The sequence below is a fragment of the Chryseobacterium sp. 1B4 genome, assembly GCF_036631475.1.
In the GTDB taxonomy this organism is placed as follows: Bacteria; Bacteroidota; Bacteroidia; order Flavobacteriales; family Weeksellaceae; genus Chryseobacterium.
The window spans coordinates 252,568-273,912 of the sequence record NZ_JAPNUF010000006.1 but is presented as its reverse complement, the minus strand read 5'-3'; the positions used below and the strand labels follow the sequence as shown (position 1 = coordinate 273,912).

The following is a 21,345-nucleotide window of genomic DNA, read 5'->3' as shown; positions in this document are numbered from 1 at the left end:
AGCCAACAACAACATCTGTTGATCAGACTGAAAGAAAGAAATAAAGATCATTGACATTAACGGTAAAGACATCACAAAGAGAAAACCGAGCGCATAAAGCGCTTGAGTAACCAATAGGAAAGAAATCGTTAAGGGCGTATGGCGGATGCCTAGGCTTTCAGAGGCGACGAAGGACGTGGTAAGCTGCGAAAAGCTGCGGGGATTGGCACACACGAATTGATCCGCAGATATCCGAATGGGGCAACCCGGCATATTGAAGATATGTCACCTCGTAAGAGGAGCAAACCCGGAGAACTGAAACATCTAAGTACCCGGAGGAAAAGAAATCGAAGAGATTCCGTAAGTAGTGGCGAGCGAAAGCGGATTAGCCCAAAAGTCTTTATATATTTAGAAGAATGTTCTGGAAAGAACAGCCAAAGACGGTGATAGCCCGGTATTCGAAAGGTATATATTGATGATAAATGAGTAGGGCGGGACACGTGAAATCCTGTCTGAATATGGGGGGACCATCCTCCAAGGCTAAATACTCCTGAAAGACCGATAGTGAACAAGTACTGTGAAGGAAAGGTGAAAAGCACTTCGAATAGAAGGGTGAAATAGAACCTGAAACCGTACGCCTACAAGCGGTCGGAGCAGCATTAAGCTGTGACGGCGTGCCTTTTGCATAATGAGCCTACGAGTTAATTTTACTAGCGAGGTTAAGGTATTAAGTACCGGAGCCGAAGCGAAAGCGAGTCTGAATAGGGCGGTGAGTTAGTAGGATTAGACGCGAAACCTTGTGATCTACCCATGGGCAGGTTGAAGCTCTGGTAACACAGAGTGGAGGACCGAACCGGTTGACGTTGAAAAGTCTTCGGATGACCTGTGGGTAGGGGTGAAAGGCCAATCAAACTGGGAGATAGCTCGTACTCTCCGAAATGCATTTAGGTGCAGCGTCGATGTTAAGTTTATTAGAGGTAGAGCTACTGATTGGATGCGGGGGTTTCACCGCCTACCAATTCCTGACAAACTCCGAATGCTAATAAATGTTCGTCGGCAGTGAGGGCATGGGTGCTAAGGTCCATGTCCGAGAGGGAAAGAACCCAGACCAACAGCTAAGGTCCCCAAATATATGTTAAGTTGAAACAACGCGGTTGGACTGCATTGACAGCTAGGATGTTGGCTTGGAAGCAGCCATTCATTTAAAGAGTGCGTAACAGCTCACTAGTCGAGCGGTCCGGCATGGATAATAATCGGGCATAAACATATTACCGAAGCTATGGATTTATAATTATTATATCTGGTAGGAGAGCATTCTATTTGCGCCGAAGCAGTACTGTGAGGTATTGTGGAGCGGATAGAAAAGAAAATGTAGGCATAAGTAACGATAAAGCAGGCGAGAAACCTGCTCACCGAAAGACCAAGGCTTCCTCAGCCATGCTAATCAGCTGAGGGTTAGTCGGGACCTAACGCGAACCCGAGAGGGGTAGTGGATGGACACAGGGTTAATATTCCCTGACTTGCTCACAATAAAAGGGGACGGTTGGATGTATCTGCTGGAGACTGACGGAATAGTCAAGGCCTAGCCTTCGGGCGAAGCTGCTGTAGAGTAATCTGATCCAAGAAAAGCCGAAGTGAAGCAACCCGTACCAAAACCGACACAGGTGGTCGAGGAGAGAATCCTAAGGTGCTCGAGTGAGTCGTGGCTAAGGAACTAGGCAAAATAGTCTCGTAACTTCGGAAGAAGAGACGCCATCAGCAATGGTGGCCGCAGTGAAGAGGCCCAGGCGACTGTTTATCAAAAACACAGGACTCTGCTAAATCGAAAGATGCTGTATAGGGTCTGACACCTGCCCGGTGCTGGAAGGTTAAGGAAGGTGCTTAGCGTAAGCGAAGGCATTGACTGAAGCCCCAGTAAACGGCGGCCGTAACTATAACGGTCCTAAGGTAGCGAAATTCCTTGTCGGGTAAGTTCCGACCTGCACGAATGGTGTAACGATCTGGGCACTGTCTCAGCCACGAGCTCGGTGAAATTGTAGTATCGGTGAAGATGCCGATTACCCGCAATGGGACGAAAAGACCCTGTGAACCTTTACTATAACTTCGTATTGACTTTGAGTAAGTAATGTGTAGGATAGGTGGGAGGCTTTGAAGCAGGCACGCTAGTGTTTGTGGAGCCGTCGTTGAAATACCACCCTTTACTTACTTGGAGCCTAACTTCCTATGGAAGGACATTGCGTGGTGGGTAGTTTGACTGGGGTGGTCGCCTCCAAAAGAGTAACGGAGGCTTTCAAAGGTACCCTCAGCACGCTTGGTAACCGTGCGTAGAGTGTAATGGCATAAGGGTGCTTGACTGTGAGACCTACAAGTCGATCAGGTGCGAAAGCAGGACATAGTGATCCGGTGGTTCCGTATGGAAGGGCCATCGCTCATAGGATAAAAGGTACTCCGGGGATAACAGGCTAGTCTCCCCCAAGAGCTCACATCGACGGGGAGGTTCGGCACCTCGATGTCGGCTCGTCACATCCTGGGGCTGGAGAAGGTCCCAAGGGTTGGGCTGTTCGCCCATTAAAGTGGCACGCGAGCTGGGTTCAGAACGTCGTGAGACAGTTCGGTCTCTATCTATTGCGGGCGTTAGATGTTTGAGAGGGCTTGATTCTAGTACGAGAGGACCGAATTGAACAAACCTCTGGTGTATCAGTTGTACCGCCAGGTGCACCGCTGAGTAGCTACGTTTGGAAGAGATAAGCACTGAAAGCATATAAGTGCGAAACTCGCCTCAAGATGAGACATCTTTTAAGGGTCGTTGTAGATGACGACGTTGATAGGCTACAGGTGTAAAGACAGTAATGTCATAGCCGAGTAGTACTAATTACCCGTAGATTTATAGTCTATGGTTACTGTATCGAAAATAAAAAGACAAGTTCTTTATGCGCAGAAAAGGTTTTGTCTTTGTGAAAGTTTTTATCGCTTAAAACAGATGTCAGATGTAAGACATCAGATAACAGACCATACAATCTGAAATCTGAGATCTCCCCTCTGATATCTTATATACCTTCTTTAGGGTGGTTTTAGCGGTGGGGCTCACCTGTTCCCATTCCGAACACAGAAGTTAAGCCCACCAGCGCCGATGGTACTGCTAACGCGGGAGAGTAGGCCGCCGCCAGTTTTTATTTTATTTTTAAAAATCCTTTATCATAACGATAAAGGATTTTTTTGCTTTATACCCAAGACAGGCTTAAGCTATGAGTAATGAGTAATCAGTAATAATTGATGAATGATAAACGATACACCAATCACTCATTATTTATCATTCATCATTTATCATTCATCGTTTATTGTTCATCATTCATCGTTTATCCCACGTTGTCACTCCGCAGGAGTCTAAACAATGCATTTACATTTGAAATTATAGTTCATTATAAATCTTAAGCATTCAGAGCCTTTGACCACTCAACTCTGGGACCCTGAAGCTCTGATAACTAAGTCTGGATTCCTGCGGAATGACACAATTGGAACAGGATTAAGACCATTGAGACAGAGGTTATTTATAACTCACGGTGTATAACTCTTTATTACTTCCACCCCAAACCCCAGAAATCCATACCCCGGAACCCGTATCCCGAGTCTTGTAACATCATACATCATTGATCTCTTATCAGTAATGATGTACTGCTGTCACTATTACCGTTTATCATTCCCTCCACGTTGTCACTCCGCAGGAGTCTAAACAAGCCACTTTACATTTGAAATTATAGTTCATTATAAATCTTAAGCATCCAAAGCCTTTGACTGTTCAACTCTGGGACCCTGAAGCTCTGATAGCTAAGTCTGGATTCCTGCGGAATGACACAATTGGAACAGGATTAAGACCATTAAGACAGAAGCATTATAACCCACGGTGTATAACTTTATAATTTATGGTATGGATTAAAACTCAGAAGCACATACCCCGGAACCCGTATCCCGAACCCCGGTTCCCATCATTAATAACTTATCATTCATCGTTTATCATTTACCACTCATCACTTACCCCCTGTCACTCCGCAGGAGTCTAAACAATGCATTTTACATTTGAAATTATAGTTCATTATAAATCTTAAGCATCCAAAGCCTTTATGACCACTCAACTCTGGGATCCTGAAGCTCTGGTTACTAAGCCTGGATTCCTGCGAATGACACAATTGGAACAGGATTAAGACCATTGAGACAGAAGCATTATAACCCACGGTTTACAACTTTATAATTTATGGTATGGATTAAAACTCAGAAGCACGTACATACCACAGAACCCGTATCCCGAGTCTTGTAACATCATTCATCATTGATCTCTTATCAGTAAATGATGTACTGCTGTCACTATTACCGTTTATCATTCCCTTCACGTTGTCACTCCGCAGGAGTCTAAACAATGCATTTTACATTTGAAATTATAGTTCATTATAAATCTTCAACATTCAGAGCCTTTGACCACTCAACTTTAGGATCTTGAAGCTCTGATAACTAAGCCTGGATTCCTGCGGAATGACATAAGTGGAACAGGATTAAGACCATTGAGACAGAAGCATTATAACCCATGTTTTATAACTCTTTATTAGTTCCATCCCAAATCCCAGAAATCCATACCCGGAACCCGTATCCCGAGTCTTGTAACATCATTCATCATTGATCTCTTATCAGTAAATGATGTACTGCTGTCACTATTACCGTTTATCATTCCCTCCACGTTGTCACTCCGCAGGAGTCTAAACAATGCATTTTACATTTGAAATTATAGTTCATTATAAATCTTCAACATCCAAAGCCTTTGACCACTCAACTTTGGGACCTTGAAGCTCTGATAACTAAGTCTGGATTCCTACGGAATGACATAATTGGAACAGGATTAAGGCCATTGAGACAGAAGCATTATAACCCATGGTTTCAACTTTATAATTTATGGTATGGCTTAAAACTCAGAAGCACATACCACAGAACCCGTATCCCGAGTCTTGTAATATCATTCATCATTGATCTCTTATCAGTAATGATGTACTGCTGTCACTATTACCGTTTATCGTTCCCTCCTTTTGTCACTCCGCAGGAGTCTAAACAATGCATTTACATTTGAAATTATAGTTCATTATAAACCTTAAGCATCCAAAAGCTTTATGACCACTCAACTCTGGGACCCTGAAGCTCTGATAACTAAGTCTGGATTCCTGCGGAATGACACAAGTGAACCATGGAACCCGTATCCCGAACCCCGGTTCCCATCATTAATAACTTATCATTCATCATCCATTCATCATCATAGCCCCGATAGCAATGGTTACCCCGCAGCAAGCGCTGAGACCCTCCGGCTTCGCTCAGGGTGGCAGCGCAGGCGCGAGGAGTAGGAATGGATAGCGGGAAAAAGCTCCTAAACTTTAGAAGCTGATCAGCTAACTATTTCCTTGTATAACCCTGTTTTACTCAAATAATTTCAATAAGTTTGTAGTGGTTTTCTAAAATAATTATAATGTCAGGAAACATTCTGATCATCGATGATGAGATCAAACTCCTTAAATTGCTAGGAATGATCCTTTCCCAAGAGAATTTTAATGTAAAAGAAGCTTCTACAGCGCGTTCGGCAATGACGATGCTGGAGCAATATGAATTTGATGTTGTTCTGAGCGATGTGCGCCTGCCTGATGCTTTTGGAGTAGAACTGGTAAAGTCCATTAAAAGTAAATATCCGCAGCTTGAGATTATTTTGATGACGGCATTCGGGAATATTACGGATGCTGTACAAGCCATGAAGAATGGTGCTTATGACTATCTGGTGAAAGGAGATGATAATGAGAAAATAATCCCATTGGTGTATAAAGCTCTTGATAAGGTGAAAGATAACAAATCGAGAGTGGTTCAGCAGACTGCAACGAAAGGATTTGATCAGATTATAGGTAAATCACCACTAATTTTACAGGCTAAAAAGCTGGCAGAAAAGGTAGCTCTGACGGATGCAGCCGTACTTCTTACCGGAGAAACCGGAACAGGAAAGGAAGTCTTTGCGAGTGCCATTCATGAGGGAAGCGACAGGAAGAAGAACAGCTTTGTAGCCATCAATTGCTCTGCATTCAGTAAAGAGATTCTGGAAAGTGAGCTTTTTGGTCATAAGCAAGGCGCTTTTACAGGCGCTATAAAGGATAAAAAGGGATTGATCGAAGAAGCTAATGGTGGCACTTTATTCCTGGATGAAATTGGTGAAATGCCAATAGAACTTCAGGCAAAATTGCTCAGAGTTTTAGAAACCAGGGAATTTATCAAAATGGGAGAAACGAAAGTTTCCAAATCCGACTTTAGGTTAATTGCTGCTACCAACAGAGATCTGGTAGATGAAATACAGCAAGGGAATTTCAGAGAGGATCTTTATTTCAGATTAAATGTCTTTGAGATCACACTTCCGCCATTAAGAGAACGGAAAGAAGATTTAAAAGCACTGGCTAAGAATTTTATTGATCTCTTTTCTCATAAGCTTCATTTATCCTCAATCCAGGTAACTCCGGATTATTATAAAGCACTGGAGAAAAATGAATGGAAGGGAAACATACGTGAATTGAGAAATGCGGTAGAACGTAGTTTGATTTTAATGGATAACAATATCCTGGATGCAGACAGTCTTCCTCATTATTCGGAGAAATTACCTGAAAACGATTCTTTCAGTATCCGGTCACTGGAAAAAATACATATCCAAAAAGTCTTACAGTATACAAAAGGGAATAAAGCGGAAGCAGCCCGGTTACTTGAGATCGGTATTGCTACATTATACCGTAAGCTTGAAGAATACGGATTAAAATAAACCGATTATCATTTTAATAAAGAGCCTATCATTTTGATAGGCTTTTCTGTTTTTATACAGGGAGGTTTTTGAGTTTAATTAATTGTAATTCAATTGTTTAAATGTTTGTTTTTTAAAATGGAATTTCTTTTGGCATATAGTCTCTGAATAAAATATTTAAAAATGACAATTTCAAGAAAAACGTTTAAAAAACGGGAGCATTCGACTTTTAGTCTGCTGATTGTATCGTACGTATTGTTGACCCTTTTAACCCTAATAATTAAGATATGATGCTGATAAGTTTAATTCTGCTTTTTGCAGTGTTGTTTTGGCTTTTATATAAATCAGTTGAATTTTTTGATAGAATATAAATTATGTGGAGTTTATTTTTCCTCTCAATACTTGCCTTTGTGTATATCTGTTATGTTTTAATAAAACCTGAAAAATTTTAATCCATCATGAATACAGAAATATTAGGCATCATAGCAATGTTTGCTATTACTTTAGTTATCGGAATATTTTTAGGGAAATACATAGCTAATGTCTACGGATACAAAAAAACTTTTCTGGATCCGGTTTTTGAGCCCGTTGAAAAGTTAATTTATAAAATTTCAGGGATTAATCCTGCCCGCCAGATGAACTGGAAACAGAATATGTATGCCATGCTGGCGATTAATCTGATCTGGTTTATCATTGGTTTTCTTCTTTTGCTGAATCAGGCGTGGCTTCCTTTAAATCCTGACGGAAACCCGAATATGTCACCTGATCTGGCTTTTAATACGACCATTTCATTCTTGGTTAACTGTAATTTACAGCATTACTCAGGAGAAACAGGGGTAAGTTATCTGAGCCAGCTTTATCTGATGTTTTTACAGTTTGTTACTGCAGCAACGGGAATGGCGGCAATGGCTGTTCTTTTCAAAGCTTTTAAAGAAAAAACAAGTACGGAACTGGGTAACTTCTACGATTTCTTCACAAAATCGATGATCAGAATCCTGGTTCCTATAAGCGTAATTGTCGCTTTAATCCTTTCTATCAACGGAAGTCCGATGACTTTTGAAGGGAAAGATCATATTATAACACTTGAAGGCCAGAAAGCAGACGTTTCCAGAGGTCCAGTATCTGCGTTTGTTGCCATTAAACACCTGGGAACCAATGGAGGTGGATTTTTCGGAGCGAATTCAGCACACCCGCTTGAAAATCCCAATTATATGACCAATATGACAGAAATGGTTACTCAAATGATCATTCCGTTTGCCTTGGTATTTGCACTGGGTTTTTATCTGAATAAAAGAAAGCTTTCATGGGTAATCTTTACGGTAATGACGGTCGGTTTTCTGGCGCTTACCATTCCGAATATTGTGAATGAAACAGGAGGAAATCCTCTGATTACACAAATGGGAGCAGATAACAGGCTGGGAGCTATGGAAGGAAAGGAAGTCCGTTTCGGAAGTGCAGCATCCGGGTACTGGAGTATCGCTACTACTGTAATTTCTACAGGATCTGTGAATGCGATGCATGACAGTACAATGCCTCTTTCGGGGATGAATGAGCTGCTTGCCATGATGATCAACTGTTTTTATGGCGGCTGTGGGGTCGGAATTCTTAACTATTTCATTTTTATCATTCTCGCCGTGTTCATCAGTGGTCTGATGGTGGGAAGAACCCCGGAATTTATGGGTAAAAAGATTGAAGCCAAAGAAATGAAAATTGCAATGATTGTGGCTTTATTTCATCCTTTCTTAATTCTTGCAGGAACAGCTTTAACGGCTTATCTGCCGGAATTCGGAGCAAAAACATTGAATAACCCTGGCTTCCATGGTTTCAGTGAAATGCTGTACGAGTTTACTTCTTCTGCAGCCAATAACGGATCCGGATTTGAAGGGTTGGGAGACAATACCCCTTGGTGGAATATCTCAACGGGAATTGTACTGTTACTCTCAAGATTTATCCCGATTATAGGACCTGTTGCAATCGCAGGATTATTGGCACAGAAGAAATATATCCCGGAAAGTTCAGGAACACTGAAAACAGATACCGCTACTTTCGGATTTATGACCCTGGCGGTGATTTTACTGATTGCAGCACTGTCTTTCTTCCCTGCATTGACATTAGGGCCTATTGCAGAGCAGATTCAGTACTTCTCAAAATAAATGTGAACATTAAAAATTAAAATCAATATTCAACCATTAAGGAAGCTGGTCTGACACTTACTGAAACGTTCACTTACTATTATCCATATCTATCCTTATGATCCGGCAGACCTTGATGGTTACTATTGATTTACAATGATATAAACTCTTTCAAAAAAATGAAAAATCAGTCGCAGACATTATTTCAAAGAGATTTGGTCAACGAAGCGATAAAACAGTCCTTCGTAAAACTGAACCCGAAAATTATGTTTAAAAATCCGGTAATGTTCCTGGTAGAAATCGGAACCGTTGTCATGTTTATCGTAAGCATGTTCAGCCTTACCGGTGATAAAACCCAGGGAAGCTTTTCCTATAACTTTTTAGTATTTATTATTTTATTTTTCACCGTCTTGTTTGCCAACTTTGCAGAAGCTATTGCAGAGGCAAGAGGAAAAGCACAGGCTGATACCCTCAGAAAAACAAGGGAGGAAACTCCGGCCAGAGTAGTCCTTGATAACAAGCCGGGATTCCAGGTAGAAACAAGCCTGAAAATGTCTGCTGAAATGAAATTAGGTGATATTTTCCTTTGTGAAGCCGGAGATCAGATTCCGATGGATGGGGAGATCATTGAAGGTCTGGCAACCATTGATGAGTCTGCCATTACCGGAGAAAGTGCACCTGTGATCCGTGAAGCCGGAGGAGACAAAAGTTCTGTAACCGGAGGTACAAAAGTATTGTCAGACAGAATTAAAGTGAAAGTAACCACAAAACCGGGAGAATCCTTCCTGGATAAAATGATTGCCCTTGTAGAAGGGGCATCAAGACAAAAGACACCAAACGAAATCGCACTAACTATACTTTTAGCGGGATTCACGCTTACATTTATTATTGTTACCCTCACTTTAAAGCCTTTTGCAGACTATGCGCAGACTCCGATTACCATAGCGGCATTTATATCTCTTTTCGTTTGTCTTATTCCGACAACCATCGGGGGACTGCTTTCTGCAATCGGGATTGCGGGGATGGACAGAGCATTGAGAGCGAATGTGATTACCAAAAGCGGTAAAGCAGTAGAAACCGCAGGAGATATTGATGTTCTGCTGCTTGATAAAACCGGAACAATCACCATTGGAAACAGAAAAGCAACCCAGTTTCATCCTGCCAATGGAATTCAGATTGAAGAATTCATTAAAGCTTCCGCATTAAGTTCTGTAGCTGATGAGACACCGGAAGGAAAATCAATCATTGAACTGAGTGCTTTAAAAACCGAAGATTTATTGGTTTCCAATCCTACATATATTGATTTTACTGCGGAAACAAGAACTTCCGGAATTGATTTTGAAGAAACAAGAATCCGTAAAGGAGCTTATGATACGATAAAAAAACTGACTGAAAAAGCCGGCAACATCTTCCCGCAGGAAACCCAGGATGCGGTAACTAAAATTTCTGAAAACGGAGGAACACCTTTAGTTGTTGCCGTTAATGAAAAAGTGTGGGGCGTTATTGAGCTTCAGGATATCATCAAAACCGGAATCCAGGAGCGCTTCCAGAGACTGAGAAAAATGGGTGTAAAAACGGTAATGGTAACCGGAGATAATCCTCTGACCGCAAAATTTATCGCAGAAAAAGCCGGGGTAGATGATTTTATTGCCGAAGCCAAACCTGAAGACAAGATGAATTACATCAAAAAAGAACAGCAGGAAGGTAAGCTCGTAGCGATGATGGGAGACGGAACCAATGACGCTCCGGCATTGGCTCAGGCAGATGTAGGTGTGGCCATGAACAGTGGAACTCAAGCCGCTAAAGAAGCCGGAAACATGGTAGACCTGGATAATGACCCTACAAAACTGATTGAAATTGTGGAAATCGGGAAGCAGCTATTGATGACAAGAGGAACGTTGACAACTTTTAGTATTGCGAATGATGTAGCGAAGTATTTTGCGATTATTCCCGCACTCTTTATCACTTTTATTCCTTCCCTTCAGAAGCTGAATATTATGAACCTTCACAGTCCGGAAACAGCCATATTATCAGCGGTTATTTTCAATGCAGTGATTATTCCGTTCCTGATCCCGCTGGCACTGAAAGGAGTAGCTTATAAGCCGATCGGAGCAAGTGCATTGTTAAGAAGAAACCTTTTGATCTACGGTTTGGGCGGGGTAATTGTTCCATTTATCGGGATCAAAATCATTGATCTGATAATCAGTTTATTCTATTAAAATTTTAAAAATGAAAAATCATATTGTTTCAGCATTCAGATTAACGCTTGTAATGCTGGTGGTGACAGGACTTTATCTGGCTGTAGTATACGGAGGTTCTAAAATACTTCCCAACAAAGGAAACGGAGAAGTTATTTATGACAAAGGGCAGAAGCTTTATGCCAATATCGGACAGGAATTTAAATCTGAGAAATACTTTCATGGCCGTCCTTCTTCCGTTAATTACAATGCAGCAGGAAGCGGTGGAAGCAACAAAGGTCCAAGTAACAAAGAATATCTGGAGATTGTACAGAAAAGGATCGATACTTTGAAAACGGATAATCCTGAAATGGGGAATACAAAAGTCCCTGTAGAGCTTGTTACAGCAAGTGGAAGCGGGCTGGATCCGGATATTTCTGAAGAAGGGGCACTGTATCAGGCCAAAAGAATTGCAAAAGCGAGAAACCTTTCCGAGGAACAGATCAGAAATTTAATTAATACTCAGACGGAAAAGCCGCTGTTGGGCCTTTTCGGACCCTCAAAAGTAAATGTTCTGAAGCTTAATATTGCTTTGGATCAATTAAAATAATAAATTAATAATCAAATAATCATGTCAGGGCTTTAAACCTTGACATGGTTAACATACCTTAATAAAAGTGAAAAAATATTTAGCTATAGGAGCCGTATTGGGAATGTTTTTCTCCAAAGCACAGTCATCAGATTCATTGAAAACAGGAAATAAAGTTACATTTTCCGCGTATGCAGAACTGTTTTATACCTACGATTTTAATGAGCCCGGAAATCATATGCGTCAAAATTTTCTCTACTCATATAACAGACATAATGAAATGAATCTTAACCTGGGATTGGTTAAAGCCAATTACCAGAGTGGGAATATCCGTGCCAATATAGCTTTAATGGCCGGCACGTATGCACAGGATAATATGGCAGCTGAACAAAATGCATTACGGTACGTGAATGAAGCCAATGTAGGAATCAGAATATCAAAAAATAAAAACTTATGGATTGATGCAGGGATTATGCCTTCCCATATCGGCTGGGAAAGTGCTATTGGGAAAGATAATGTCAATCTGACAAGAAGCTTAGCTGCAGAGAACTCTCCGTATTTTGAAACCGGAGCCAAAATTTCCTACACTTCAGATAATGGAAAATGGTTGGTAAGCGGATTGGTATTGAACGGATGGCAGCGTATCGCAAAGGCTGAGGGAAATCAGAGTATTTCTTTTGGTCACCAGGTAACCTATAAACCCAATGATAAAATTACCCTGAACAGCAGTTCGTTTATTGGGAATGATAAAGTAAAAGAGGATAAAAGAATGCGTTATTTCCATGATTTGTATGGAAGTTTCCAGATAACGGATCAGTTTTCTGCGGTATTAGGATTTGATATCGGAGCGGAGCAGAAATCAAAAGGAAGTGAGCAGTACAACATCTGGTACAGCCCGAATGTCCAGATGAAATATCAGTTGGACAGCAAATGGGCCCTGGCAGGAAGACTGGAGTACTACAATGATAAAAACGGAGTGATTATCAGTACTGAAACACCTAACGGATTTCAGACTTTCGGATACTCTCTCAATGTAGACTATGCAATATTCAAAAATGTTGTTTTCCGTACAGAAGCGAGAGGTTTAACTTCAAAAGATGCCATTTTTGCTAAAAATGATGAATTTAGAAAAGGGAATTTCTTTATAACATCAAGTTTAGCGGTCTGGTTTTAATATCGGTTCAGCCACAGAAAATAGTGCTTAAAGTAAAATTAAAAAGAATTAAATCAATGTCATCAGCAAAAGATTTTTAGAACTGATTCAGAAGTCCCGCAAAGGAAAATTCAAAATTTATATCGGGATGAGTGCAGGGGTAGGAAAGAGTTTCCGTATGCTTCAGGAAGCTCATTCCCTTTTGCGAAATGGCATTGATGTAAAGATTGGCTATATCGAAACCCATGGAAGGGAAGAAACTGAAGCTCTGGTGGAAGGTCTTCCGCAAATTGAAAGAAAATCGGTTTTTATAAAGGAAAGAACCTTGAGGAAATGGATCTTCAGGCCATTATCAACGAGCATCCTGAAGTCGTGTTAGTAGACGAGCTGGCCCATACCAACGTAGAAGGTTCCAAAAATAAAAAAAGATGGCAGGATGTATTGGAAATTCTTGATAACGGGATCAATGTCATCAGTGCCATGAATATTCAGCACATCGAAAGCCTGAATGAAGAGGTCAAAAAAATAACTGGAGTAGAAGTGGCAGAGCGGGTTCCGGATAAGATACTGGCACTGGCAGATGAAGTGGTGAATATTGACCTTACGGCTGATGAACTGCTGACCCGCCTGAAAGAAGGAAAAATCTATAAAAAAGAAAAAATTCAGACAGCGCTGAGTAATTTCTTCCAAAGCGGGCATATTCTGCAGCTTCGTGAGTTAGCTTTAAAAGAAGTAGCCACTCACGTAGAAAGAAAAGTGGAGACAGAAATCAAAACCGAGAATTTTAAACCTATAAAATTCCTGGCCTGTATCAGCAGTAATGAAAAAATTGCCAAAACAATCATCCGCAAAACAGCAAGATTAGCCAGTTATTATAACAGTCCGTGGACGGTTTTATATGTTCAGAAGCCCTCAGAAAATCCTGAAAAAATTGCTCTGGATAAGCAGCGGTATTTGATTAATAATTTTAATTTAGCACAGGAATTAGGTGCCAAAGTAGTCCGTATCAAAGAGAGCAGTGTTCATAACGGAATTCTGGAATATGTGATTGCCCATAATATCACAACGGTCTGCATTGGGAAACCTCATGCAAGGTTCTGGCAACGGCTCCTGGGATACAGCTGGATCTATACCCTGATGAACAGGCTGAATGAAAGACAGATAGATATTATTATTTTATCATAAAAATAATGAAACTTAAAACGAAACTTACCTTAGGCGTGGGCCTTTTATTTCTGCTGATCGTTCTGCTTTCAGTGATAGGTTCTGTATATATCAATAAATTAAAATCCGATACTGAAAAGATCCTTACGGCCAATTATAACAGCCTGGAGTTTTCTAAAAATATGTTTCTGGCACTGGATAATATCAGTACAGACAGTACCGTTGCAATAGCAGATTTTCAGAAAAACAATAAACTTCAGGAAAAAAACCTTACAGAATTTGGAGAAAAAGAAGCTACGCAAAACCTGAATCTTCATTTCAACAGTTATCTGAAAGCTCCGGATACCAATAAAGAAAAGCTGATACGAGAAGATCTGGCCAAGATTATGTCTTTGAATATGAAAGGGATAGAACGGAAGAGTGATATTGCGATTATTACTGCAGAAAACGCTACTTTCTGGATCGTAAGTTTAGGAACTGTATGTTTTCTGATTGCTTTTATTCTGCTTTTCAATTTACCACAAACCATCGCAGAGCCTATCAATCAATTGACCTTCAGTATCAAACAGATTGCCGATAAAAACTATAGTGAAAGAGTTCATTTCAAAGGAAGCGAAGAATTCAACAGTCTTGCAGATTCCTTTAACAGCATGGCGGAGAAACTTCAGGAATACGAAAGCAGCACACTTTCCAAACAGCTGATGGATAAAAAACGGATTGAAACCTTGGTTAATAACATGCATGACGCAGTTATTGGTCTGGATGAGAATCATTTTATCTATATGATCAATGATGAAGCTTTGAAAATCACCAATCTTCACAAAGAAGAAATTATCGGAAAAACGGCTCATGAAGTTGCTGTTAATAACGATCTGATGCGTGAACTATTGAAAAATATAGATCATCCGGTAAAAGATCCGATTAAAATTGTCCGTGATAACAAAGAAAATTATTTTGAACAGGACATCATCCCGATCAATATTGTAAAAACTGGTGAAAAAGAAAAAAATATATCGGAAAGGTAATTCTGTTAAGAAATATTACCCCTTTTAAAGAGCTTGATTTTGCCAAAACCAATTTTATAGCAACCATTTCCCATGAACTGAAAACTCCGATTTCAGCTATCAAAATGGGGGTACAGCTTCTTGGAAACCAAAAGTTCGGAGCGCTGAATGAGCAGCAACAGGAACTGCTGAAAAGCATCAATGAAGACGGACAACGCTTACTGGATATCACAGGCGAGCTGCTTAATCTTTCCCAGGTAGAATCCGGAAACATCAGACTGACTGTTGAGAAATGTTCTCCAAAAGAAATCGTACAGGCTGCTGTAAAGAATGTTGAAAAGCTTGCCGAGCAGAAAAACATTTCCATCAGTACAGAATATCTTCTCGAAGACAGCGATGCTGTGACTGCTGATTTTGATAAAACCGTCTGGGTAATGAATAATTTTTTAACCAATGCGGTAAAGCATTCTTTTCAGGATGAAAGTATTAAGATTGTAGTTGAGAAACTGGATTCTTTCATTCAGTTCAGCATCATTGATACCGGAAGCGGGATTGATGAAAAATACCACCGCCAGATCTTTGACCGCTATTTTCAGGTTCCCGGAGAACATCAGAATGGAACTGGCTTAGGCTTGGCAATCTCAAAGAATTTTATTGAGAAACAGCATGGAGAAATAGGAGTGAAGAGCTCTTTGAATAACGGAAGTACATTTTATTTCAGACTGCCGGTTTCATAAGGTTATGTTATATTTGCGATAAAAATAAAAATGAGAAAAACTTTTGGATTCTTATTATTTTCAATGGTACTCAGTATTCAGATCTCTGCTCAGACCTTCACCTTAGAACAGCTTAAAGGTTTCAACCAACTTACCATGGATGAGTTTAAAAAGGAAATGAAGCAGCTGAAATTCAGATTTTATGACAGAACTGAAGGCCTGGGCTTTGTTTTAACAGAATATGATTCCTCGGACTATACCTCGAAAATAGGAAAGTTTGAATATACTGAAGAAAAATCACAAGACAGTATTGAATTTACTTTTAAAGATAAAAAAATTACAACGAGTATCTTAAACTGATGCTGGCAGCCGGATATAAGGAAACAGAAAAAGGAAGGATCATTACCAAAGAACCCTATGTGGATTACCACAGGAATAACGAACATATCAGACTGATCTTGCCAAAGACAGGAGAAAGTTCACCATATACTATTATTGTTTTTAAGTAAATAAGTCTAAAACTTTTAGTATTCAACTCAATAAGCTGATCTTATATAATGTAAGATTACTGGCAGATCACCCTGCCATTGGAAGAAAGACAGATATTGAAAATGTAAGGGTAAAAATAGTAAGAGATTATCTGATATTTTATGAAGTTTCCAGCTTCTGAATTGATTATATTTCAATCTGGGATGGAAGAAGAGAAAATAGGAGTGAATAAATACATTTACTTTGTTGAAATAAAAAAGCTGCGAATAATTTTCGCAGCTTTTTTTATAACATTCGTGAGATTACTCTTTGATAAACTTCTGTACAATTGCTTTATCTTTCATGAAAACTTTAAGAATATAATTTCCTTTTGAAAGTTCAGAAACAGGAATTGAGTTTCCATTTACATTTGTTGAACGGATAATTCTTCCTGCTGCATCATAGATTTCAGCTTTTATAATTTCATTTTTAGATTGAATATGTAAAATATCTCTTACCGGATTCGGGTAAACAGCAATACCCGTATTTTCCTTATTGGCTTCTGCTGTTGCTAATACATTCTGAACGCTTGTTGTATAGGTATTGGTAATAATCGGATGATTGTAATCAAAATAAATTTTCGCAGTATTACTGAAGCTGTCTCCAGGATTTAAGGTAGATTTTGTTTTGATTTTAAACGAAACATAGCCGTCATTATGCGCGTCATCAAAAGGCAGTTGGATGTTTTCAAAGATGAATTCTACCGTATCCGGATTGGTAATTCTTGTTACAAAATTATGGCTTCCGTTTAATGCAACCAGGGAAGAAATATCAAATTTAGTAATGTCAATTTCATCTTTCACCACAATATTCTTTGCGTTTGCTGTTCCTGTATTTTCAAACCTGATCAGATAATGTACATAATCTCCTACCTGGGTTTGGGTAATTGTAGTTCCTTCAGACAGGTTTTATCATTCGGGTCAAAAGAATTGACAACCGTTTGATTTAATGCAAAATTATTGTCAGCAGGTGTTTCATCAGCAGCTCCATTGATTTGTGCGGTATAATGTAAAACATCATTTCCATTAAGTGGTGGAGTTTGTGTTGGTGTATTTAACTTCAGCGTTACGGTAATTTCTTTGGTTTCAAAAGGAGAAGATTCGTGAAACTCCAGTTCAGTGTTCCGGAAGATTGAGAGCTTGGAGATGTCGTTGCAGACTGATAGACCATTCGGGTATGATCAAAATTAAAAGCTATATTTCCGGATTGTGTTCCTGTTCCTTTGTTTTTATAAAAGATTTTATATTGAGTATCAAATCCCGGAACTGCTGCCTGCATAGGAATAATAACAATTTCCAGATCATTATGGGTACCATTTGCTGTTAAACAAAAGTTCTGTGTATAAGGACTTACCTGTGTTGGGAAATTGGTAGTGAATGAAGGTGGCGTAATATTAAAATAAGAAGGATTTTCCAATATAGGAGAGATAGTGTTCGTTCCGTATATCAGAGGGAAAGAATAAGATCCGAACGCATCTGAAATGGCCATGTTTTGCCCTAAAATATTGAATTTTTGAAAAGGTCTTATTATGTCATTAATGTCGCATCCATTTGTGTTCATGTCATATCTTGTTTTACCCTGAAGGATAAAATAAGAGCCTCCTGGTGTGAAAGAACAATAAGAATTTACAACAGCATTGGGCTGATTATAGGATGCTAATTGCGATATTATATAGTTAGTCTCTATAGGGTCAGTGCATACATATTGCAGTTGTGGTGTATTTGAAAAGCCAATGCCAAGATAATTATGCTTTCCGTTTTTAAGATTTAAAGTCTGTAAAGTAAGATTATTATCAAGATCAGCAATATCCAGAATAGTCTGCTTTGATAAATCAATATTCGTAAGCGAATTATTCATTACCTGAATACCTTTTAAGCCTTTTGCCTGATCAAATGCAATATTAGTTATATGATTATTATTGGCATATAAATAACCTAAATTTGGATTATTATTAAGTGTTAATGTAGTAAGCTGATTATTGTAAATATAAAGCATTCCAATCAGAGGGCTTGAGCTAAAGTCCAGACTTGTGATTTGGTTGTCGTTAGCAAGAAACATTACCAATCCGGTATAAGGGGTTACGTCAAAAGTCTGGAAAAGATTGAAGCTTATACTTAAATAGTTTACTAAAGAAGGATTAGGAATCGAAAGACTGCTTAGTTTATTACGAAATAATTCTAGCTTTTTCAAAGCTGTATCTCCGGCAAAATTAATACTTGTTAGAAATTGGTTTTGACTAACATTTACTTCTTCCAGAGCAGGGAGATTACTTAAATTTAAAGAAGTCATCGTTGAATTCTCCAATGATAATTTTGTAAGATTAGGAAGTCCAGAAATATTAAACCCACTAATGTTGGAAACAGAAATTTCTTGTACCGAAGTATTCTGGATATTTATAACGTTTCCCGCGCTGCCAATTTGTGCGGTATTTATAGCATTGCAGTTTTCAATCGTTACGTTACCTACTGTTCCGCCTGAAAAAATTAATTTTTGAAGATGAGTATAATTACTGAAAACCAGATCAGAGGATATATCAGGATTTGTTAGTTTTAGCTCAGTTAAATTTGGAAATTCAGTAAGTACTGATAAACTTGTAATAGCATTTGAAAGATCAGATAGATTTATTTTATAAACCAGCGAAGCTTCCGATAGTTGAATCTGTCCATCATTATTTGTATCCAGAGTAATAACGTTTCCGTTAGAATCCCTTGTTGCTCCGTAAGTAAACAATTTTGTTTTCAGATAGGTGTCGACATTTAACGTCTGAGCCTGAAACTGTGCAAACAGAATCATCAAAATGATTAAATAGATTTTTTTCATGGTTTAGTTTATTCTTTTTTTATTCTTTTTATAGAATTGATTGCAAAAATAAACCATTAAGACAATATCTTAATGGTTTATTTAATATTATTTTGATTTTATTACTGTTTCTCAATCAGATCCAGAAACTGCTGCTCATCCAGAATCGTAATTGTCCCGATATCCTGGGCTTTTTTCAGCTTGCTTCCTGCCTTTTCACCTACCACAAGATAGTTGAGGTTTTTAGAAACGGCAGAAATATTTTTTCCGCCATGCTTTTCTACCATCTCCTCAGCTGCTTCTCTTGTGAATAGAGATAATTTTCCGGTAAAAAGGAACGTTTTTCCTTCCAGAACATTGGATAGAACTTCATTCGTGCTTTCTCCTTTTTCAAGCTGTACACCATAAGATTTTAACCGCTCGATCATCAAAATGTTTTCAGGATTCTGGAAAAAATCAACGATGCTTACTGCAATTTTATTCCCGATATCTTCCACCTGGCAAAGTTCTTCAATGGTAGCGTTCTTTAATTCTTCAATCGTTGGAAAGTTTTTCACCAGTTTTTTGGCAACTGTTTCCCCTACATGCTTAATTCCGATTCCGTACAAAACTTTTTCAAAAGGAACTTCTTTGGATTTTTCAATTCCTGTGATGATGTTCTGGGCAGATTTTTCAGCCATTCTTTCCAACGGAAGAAGCTGTTCTTTCGTTAAAACATAGAAATCTGCAGGATTTTCAATCAGTCTCTCCCTGTACAGCTGTTCAATCGTTTCACTTCCCAGATTGTCAATATTCAATGCTTTTCTGGAAACGTAGTGGATCATTCTTCCTACGACCTGTGGCGGACAGTGAAGCTCGTTCGGACAGAAATGAATCGCCTGATCTTCAATTTTTACCAGCTCGGTACCACATTCAGGACAATGTTTGATATATTCAATTTCTTTGCTTTCTTCCGTTCTTTTATCCGTGTTTACCCCTACAATTTTCAGGATAATTTCACCTCCTTTTTCTACATAAACAAAATCATGTTCATGAAGATCCAGCTTTTTAATGATATCTTCATTATGCAGAGAAGCTCTTTTTACGATCGTTCCGGCCAGTAAAACGGGTTTAAGGTTGGCAACAGGAGTGATAGCACCGGTTCTTCCCACCTGATAAGAGACACTCTGAAGTTCTGTCTCTACTTTTTCTGCTTTAAATTTGTATGCCATTGCCCAACGGGAGATTTCGCTGTATAGCCAAGCTGTCTCTGCTGCTGCAATGAATTCACTTTTAAAACAATTCCATCTATTTCAAAAGGAAGGTTATGGCGTTCCGTATCCCAGAATGTAATAAATTCCTGTACTTCAGCCATCGTTTTACATAATTTGGCCTGCTGAGACGTTTTAAATCCCCAGCCCTGCGCTTTCTGAAGCAGCTCCCAATGGCTTTCAGCAGGAACTTCATCAGAAATAAACTGATACAATACAGAAGAAAGTCCGCGTTTTCTTACCTCAGCGCTGTCCTGCATTTTCAGACTTCCGCTGGCTGTATTTCTTGGATTCATGAAGGGGTCAAGACCTTCTTCCTCACGCAGTTTATTGATTTTATCAAAGTTTTTTCTGGTCAGATAAATTTCGCCACGCATAAAAAACTGAGCAGGGAAATCACCCTTTAAAGTCAAAGGAATATCTGAAATGGTACGTACATTCGGGGTAATTTCATCTCCCTGGAAACCATCACCACGGGTCACAGCCTGTGAAAGTTTACCGTTTTCATAAAGAATAGAAATGGAAGCACCGTCATATTTCAGCTCAGCAACAAATTCTACCGGATCGTCAATCGTTTTGATGATTCTCTTTTCCCAGTCTTCAAGATCGTCAAAATCGTAAGAATTGTCCAGAGAATACATTCTGAATTTATGCTGAATCGTAGGGAAAACCTTGGTAACACCACCACCTACACGTACCGTAGGAGAGTTTTCATCATAAAATTCAGGATATTTGGCTTCCAGATCCTGAAGTTCCTGCAGAAGCATGTCGAACTCAAAATCCGTGATTGTGGGAGTATCCAGTTGGTAGTAGTTTTCATTATGCTGATGAAGCTCTTTGCGGAGCTGTTCTATCTTTTGTTGAATGTTTTCAGACATTGCTTTTCTATCTTTTGAGCAAAAATAACTAAAGTAATCGCATTTAAAAAATAACAGAATAAAATAGTACAGGAAAATTAAAAATGCTTAATATGCTTTAACAGATTGGTTCTCTATAACATAAAACATATGTTTAAACTAATTTAACATAACGTTCTGATTTAATTAAAAAATGTT

The 21,345-nt window shown here is 39.1% G+C and carries 12 protein-coding genes, 2 rRNA genes and 3 pseudogenes; 13 read left to right on the top strand and 4 right to left on the bottom strand.

Annotated features, from left to right (window positions below; genetic code table 11):
- The first annotated feature begins 118 nt into the window (after positions 1 to 118).
- Positions 119 to 2,871 (top strand): 23S ribosomal RNA (locus OWR28_RS07220).
- Positions 2,872 to 3,040: 169 nt separating this feature from the next.
- Positions 3,041 to 3,148: ribosomal RNA gene (gene rrf / locus OWR28_RS07215) — 5S ribosomal RNA — on the top strand.
- Positions 3,149 to 4,573: 1,425 nt separating this feature from the next.
- Here rrf and OWR28_RS07210 read toward each other — a convergent pair.
- Positions 4,574 to 4,696, bottom strand: coding sequence for a hypothetical protein (locus OWR28_RS07210; RefSeq protein ID WP_332386060.1), 123 nt, complete (start codon positions 4,694 to 4,696; stop codon positions 4,574 to 4,576).
- 783 nt (positions 4,697 to 5,479) lie between these two features.
- On the opposite strand from OWR28_RS07210, the gene OWR28_RS07205 reads away from it, so the two are divergent.
- The 11 genes and pseudogenes from OWR28_RS07205 to OWR28_RS07160 all read left to right on the top strand — a co-directional run bounded on the left by OWR28_RS07205 (position 5,480) and on the right by OWR28_RS07160 (position 16,383).
- Positions 5,480 to 6,799: a sigma-54-dependent transcriptional regulator gene (locus OWR28_RS07205; RefSeq protein WP_332386059.1), complete on the top strand. Its 1,320-nt coding sequence runs from the start codon at positions 5,480 to 5,482 to the stop codon at positions 6,797 to 6,799.
- A 353-nt stretch (positions 6,800 to 7,152) separates the two neighbouring features.
- Positions 7,153 to 7,230: a potassium-transporting ATPase subunit F gene (locus OWR28_RS26895; RefSeq protein ID WP_077415921.1), complete on the top strand. Its 78-nt coding sequence runs from the start codon at positions 7,153 to 7,155 to the stop codon at positions 7,228 to 7,230.
- Between the two features lie 6 nt (positions 7,231 to 7,236).
- Entirely contained in the window at positions 7,237 to 8,931 is a 1,695-nt protein-coding gene (gene kdpA / locus OWR28_RS07200) for a potassium-transporting ATPase subunit KdpA (protein ID WP_332386058.1), read from the top strand.
- Positions 8,932 to 9,089: 158 nt separating this feature from the next.
- Positions 9,090 to 11,129 carry a potassium-transporting ATPase subunit KdpB gene (kdpB, locus tag OWR28_RS07195; protein ID WP_332386057.1) on the top strand — a complete coding sequence of 680 codons (2,040 nt, stop codon included), beginning with the start codon at positions 9,090 to 9,092 and terminating at the stop codon, positions 11,127 to 11,129.
- Between the two features lie 10 nt (positions 11,130 to 11,139).
- Complete coding sequence (gene kdpC, locus OWR28_RS07190) at positions 11,140 to 11,697, top strand: potassium-transporting ATPase subunit KdpC (protein ID WP_332386056.1); 558 nt, start codon at positions 11,140 to 11,142, stop codon at positions 11,695 to 11,697.
- Between the two features lie 103 nt (positions 11,698 to 11,800).
- Positions 11,801 to 12,850, top strand: coding sequence for a porin (locus OWR28_RS07185; protein WP_494168447.1), 1,050 nt, complete (start codon positions 11,801 to 11,803; stop codon positions 12,848 to 12,850).
- Positions 12,851 to 12,977: 127 nt separating this feature from the next.
- Positions 12,978 to 14,014: pseudogene (locus OWR28_RS07180) on the top strand (sensor protein KdpD).
- Positions 14,015 to 14,019: 5 nt separating this feature from the next.
- Positions 14,020 to 15,734: pseudogene (locus tag OWR28_RS07175) on the top strand (ATP-binding protein).
- 30 nt (positions 15,735 to 15,764) lie between these two features.
- On the top strand, positions 15,765 to 16,073 hold the full coding sequence (locus OWR28_RS07170) for a hypothetical protein (RefSeq protein ID WP_332386054.1): 309 nt from the start codon (positions 15,765 to 15,767) through the stop codon (positions 16,071 to 16,073).
- The gene (locus tag OWR28_RS07165) at positions 16,073 to 16,222 is read left to right on the top strand and encodes a hypothetical protein (protein ID WP_332386053.1); all 150 of its coding nucleotides are present in this window, start codon (positions 16,073 to 16,075) and stop codon (positions 16,220 to 16,222) included. Before OWR28_RS07170 ends, OWR28_RS07165 begins: the two co-directional genes overlap by 1 nt.
- 20 nt (positions 16,223 to 16,242) lie before the next feature.
- Complete coding sequence (locus OWR28_RS07160) at positions 16,243 to 16,383, top strand: type II toxin-antitoxin system RelE/ParE family toxin (RefSeq protein WP_332386347.1); 141 nt, start codon at positions 16,243 to 16,245, stop codon at positions 16,381 to 16,383.
- Between the two features lie 121 nt (positions 16,384 to 16,504).
- Here OWR28_RS07160 and OWR28_RS07155 read toward each other — a convergent pair whose 3' ends face one another.
- From OWR28_RS07155 to ligA, 3 genes and pseudogenes are all read right to left on the bottom strand, one after another.
- Positions 16,505 to 17,146 carry a T9SS type A sorting domain-containing protein gene (locus OWR28_RS07155; protein WP_494168446.1) on the bottom strand — a complete coding sequence of 214 codons (642 nt, stop codon included), beginning with the start codon at positions 17,144 to 17,146 and terminating at the stop codon, positions 16,505 to 16,507.
- Positions 17,147 to 17,306: 160 nt separating this feature from the next.
- Positions 17,307 to 19,061, bottom strand: a complete 1,755-nt coding sequence (locus OWR28_RS07150; RefSeq protein ID WP_332386052.1) for a hypothetical protein — start codon at positions 19,059 to 19,061, stop codon at positions 17,307 to 17,309.
- 101 nt (positions 19,062 to 19,162) lie between these two features.
- A pseudogene (ligA, locus tag OWR28_RS07145) lies at positions 19,163 to 21,168 on the bottom strand (NAD-dependent DNA ligase LigA).
- Positions 21,169 to 21,345: the final 177 nt, after the last annotated feature.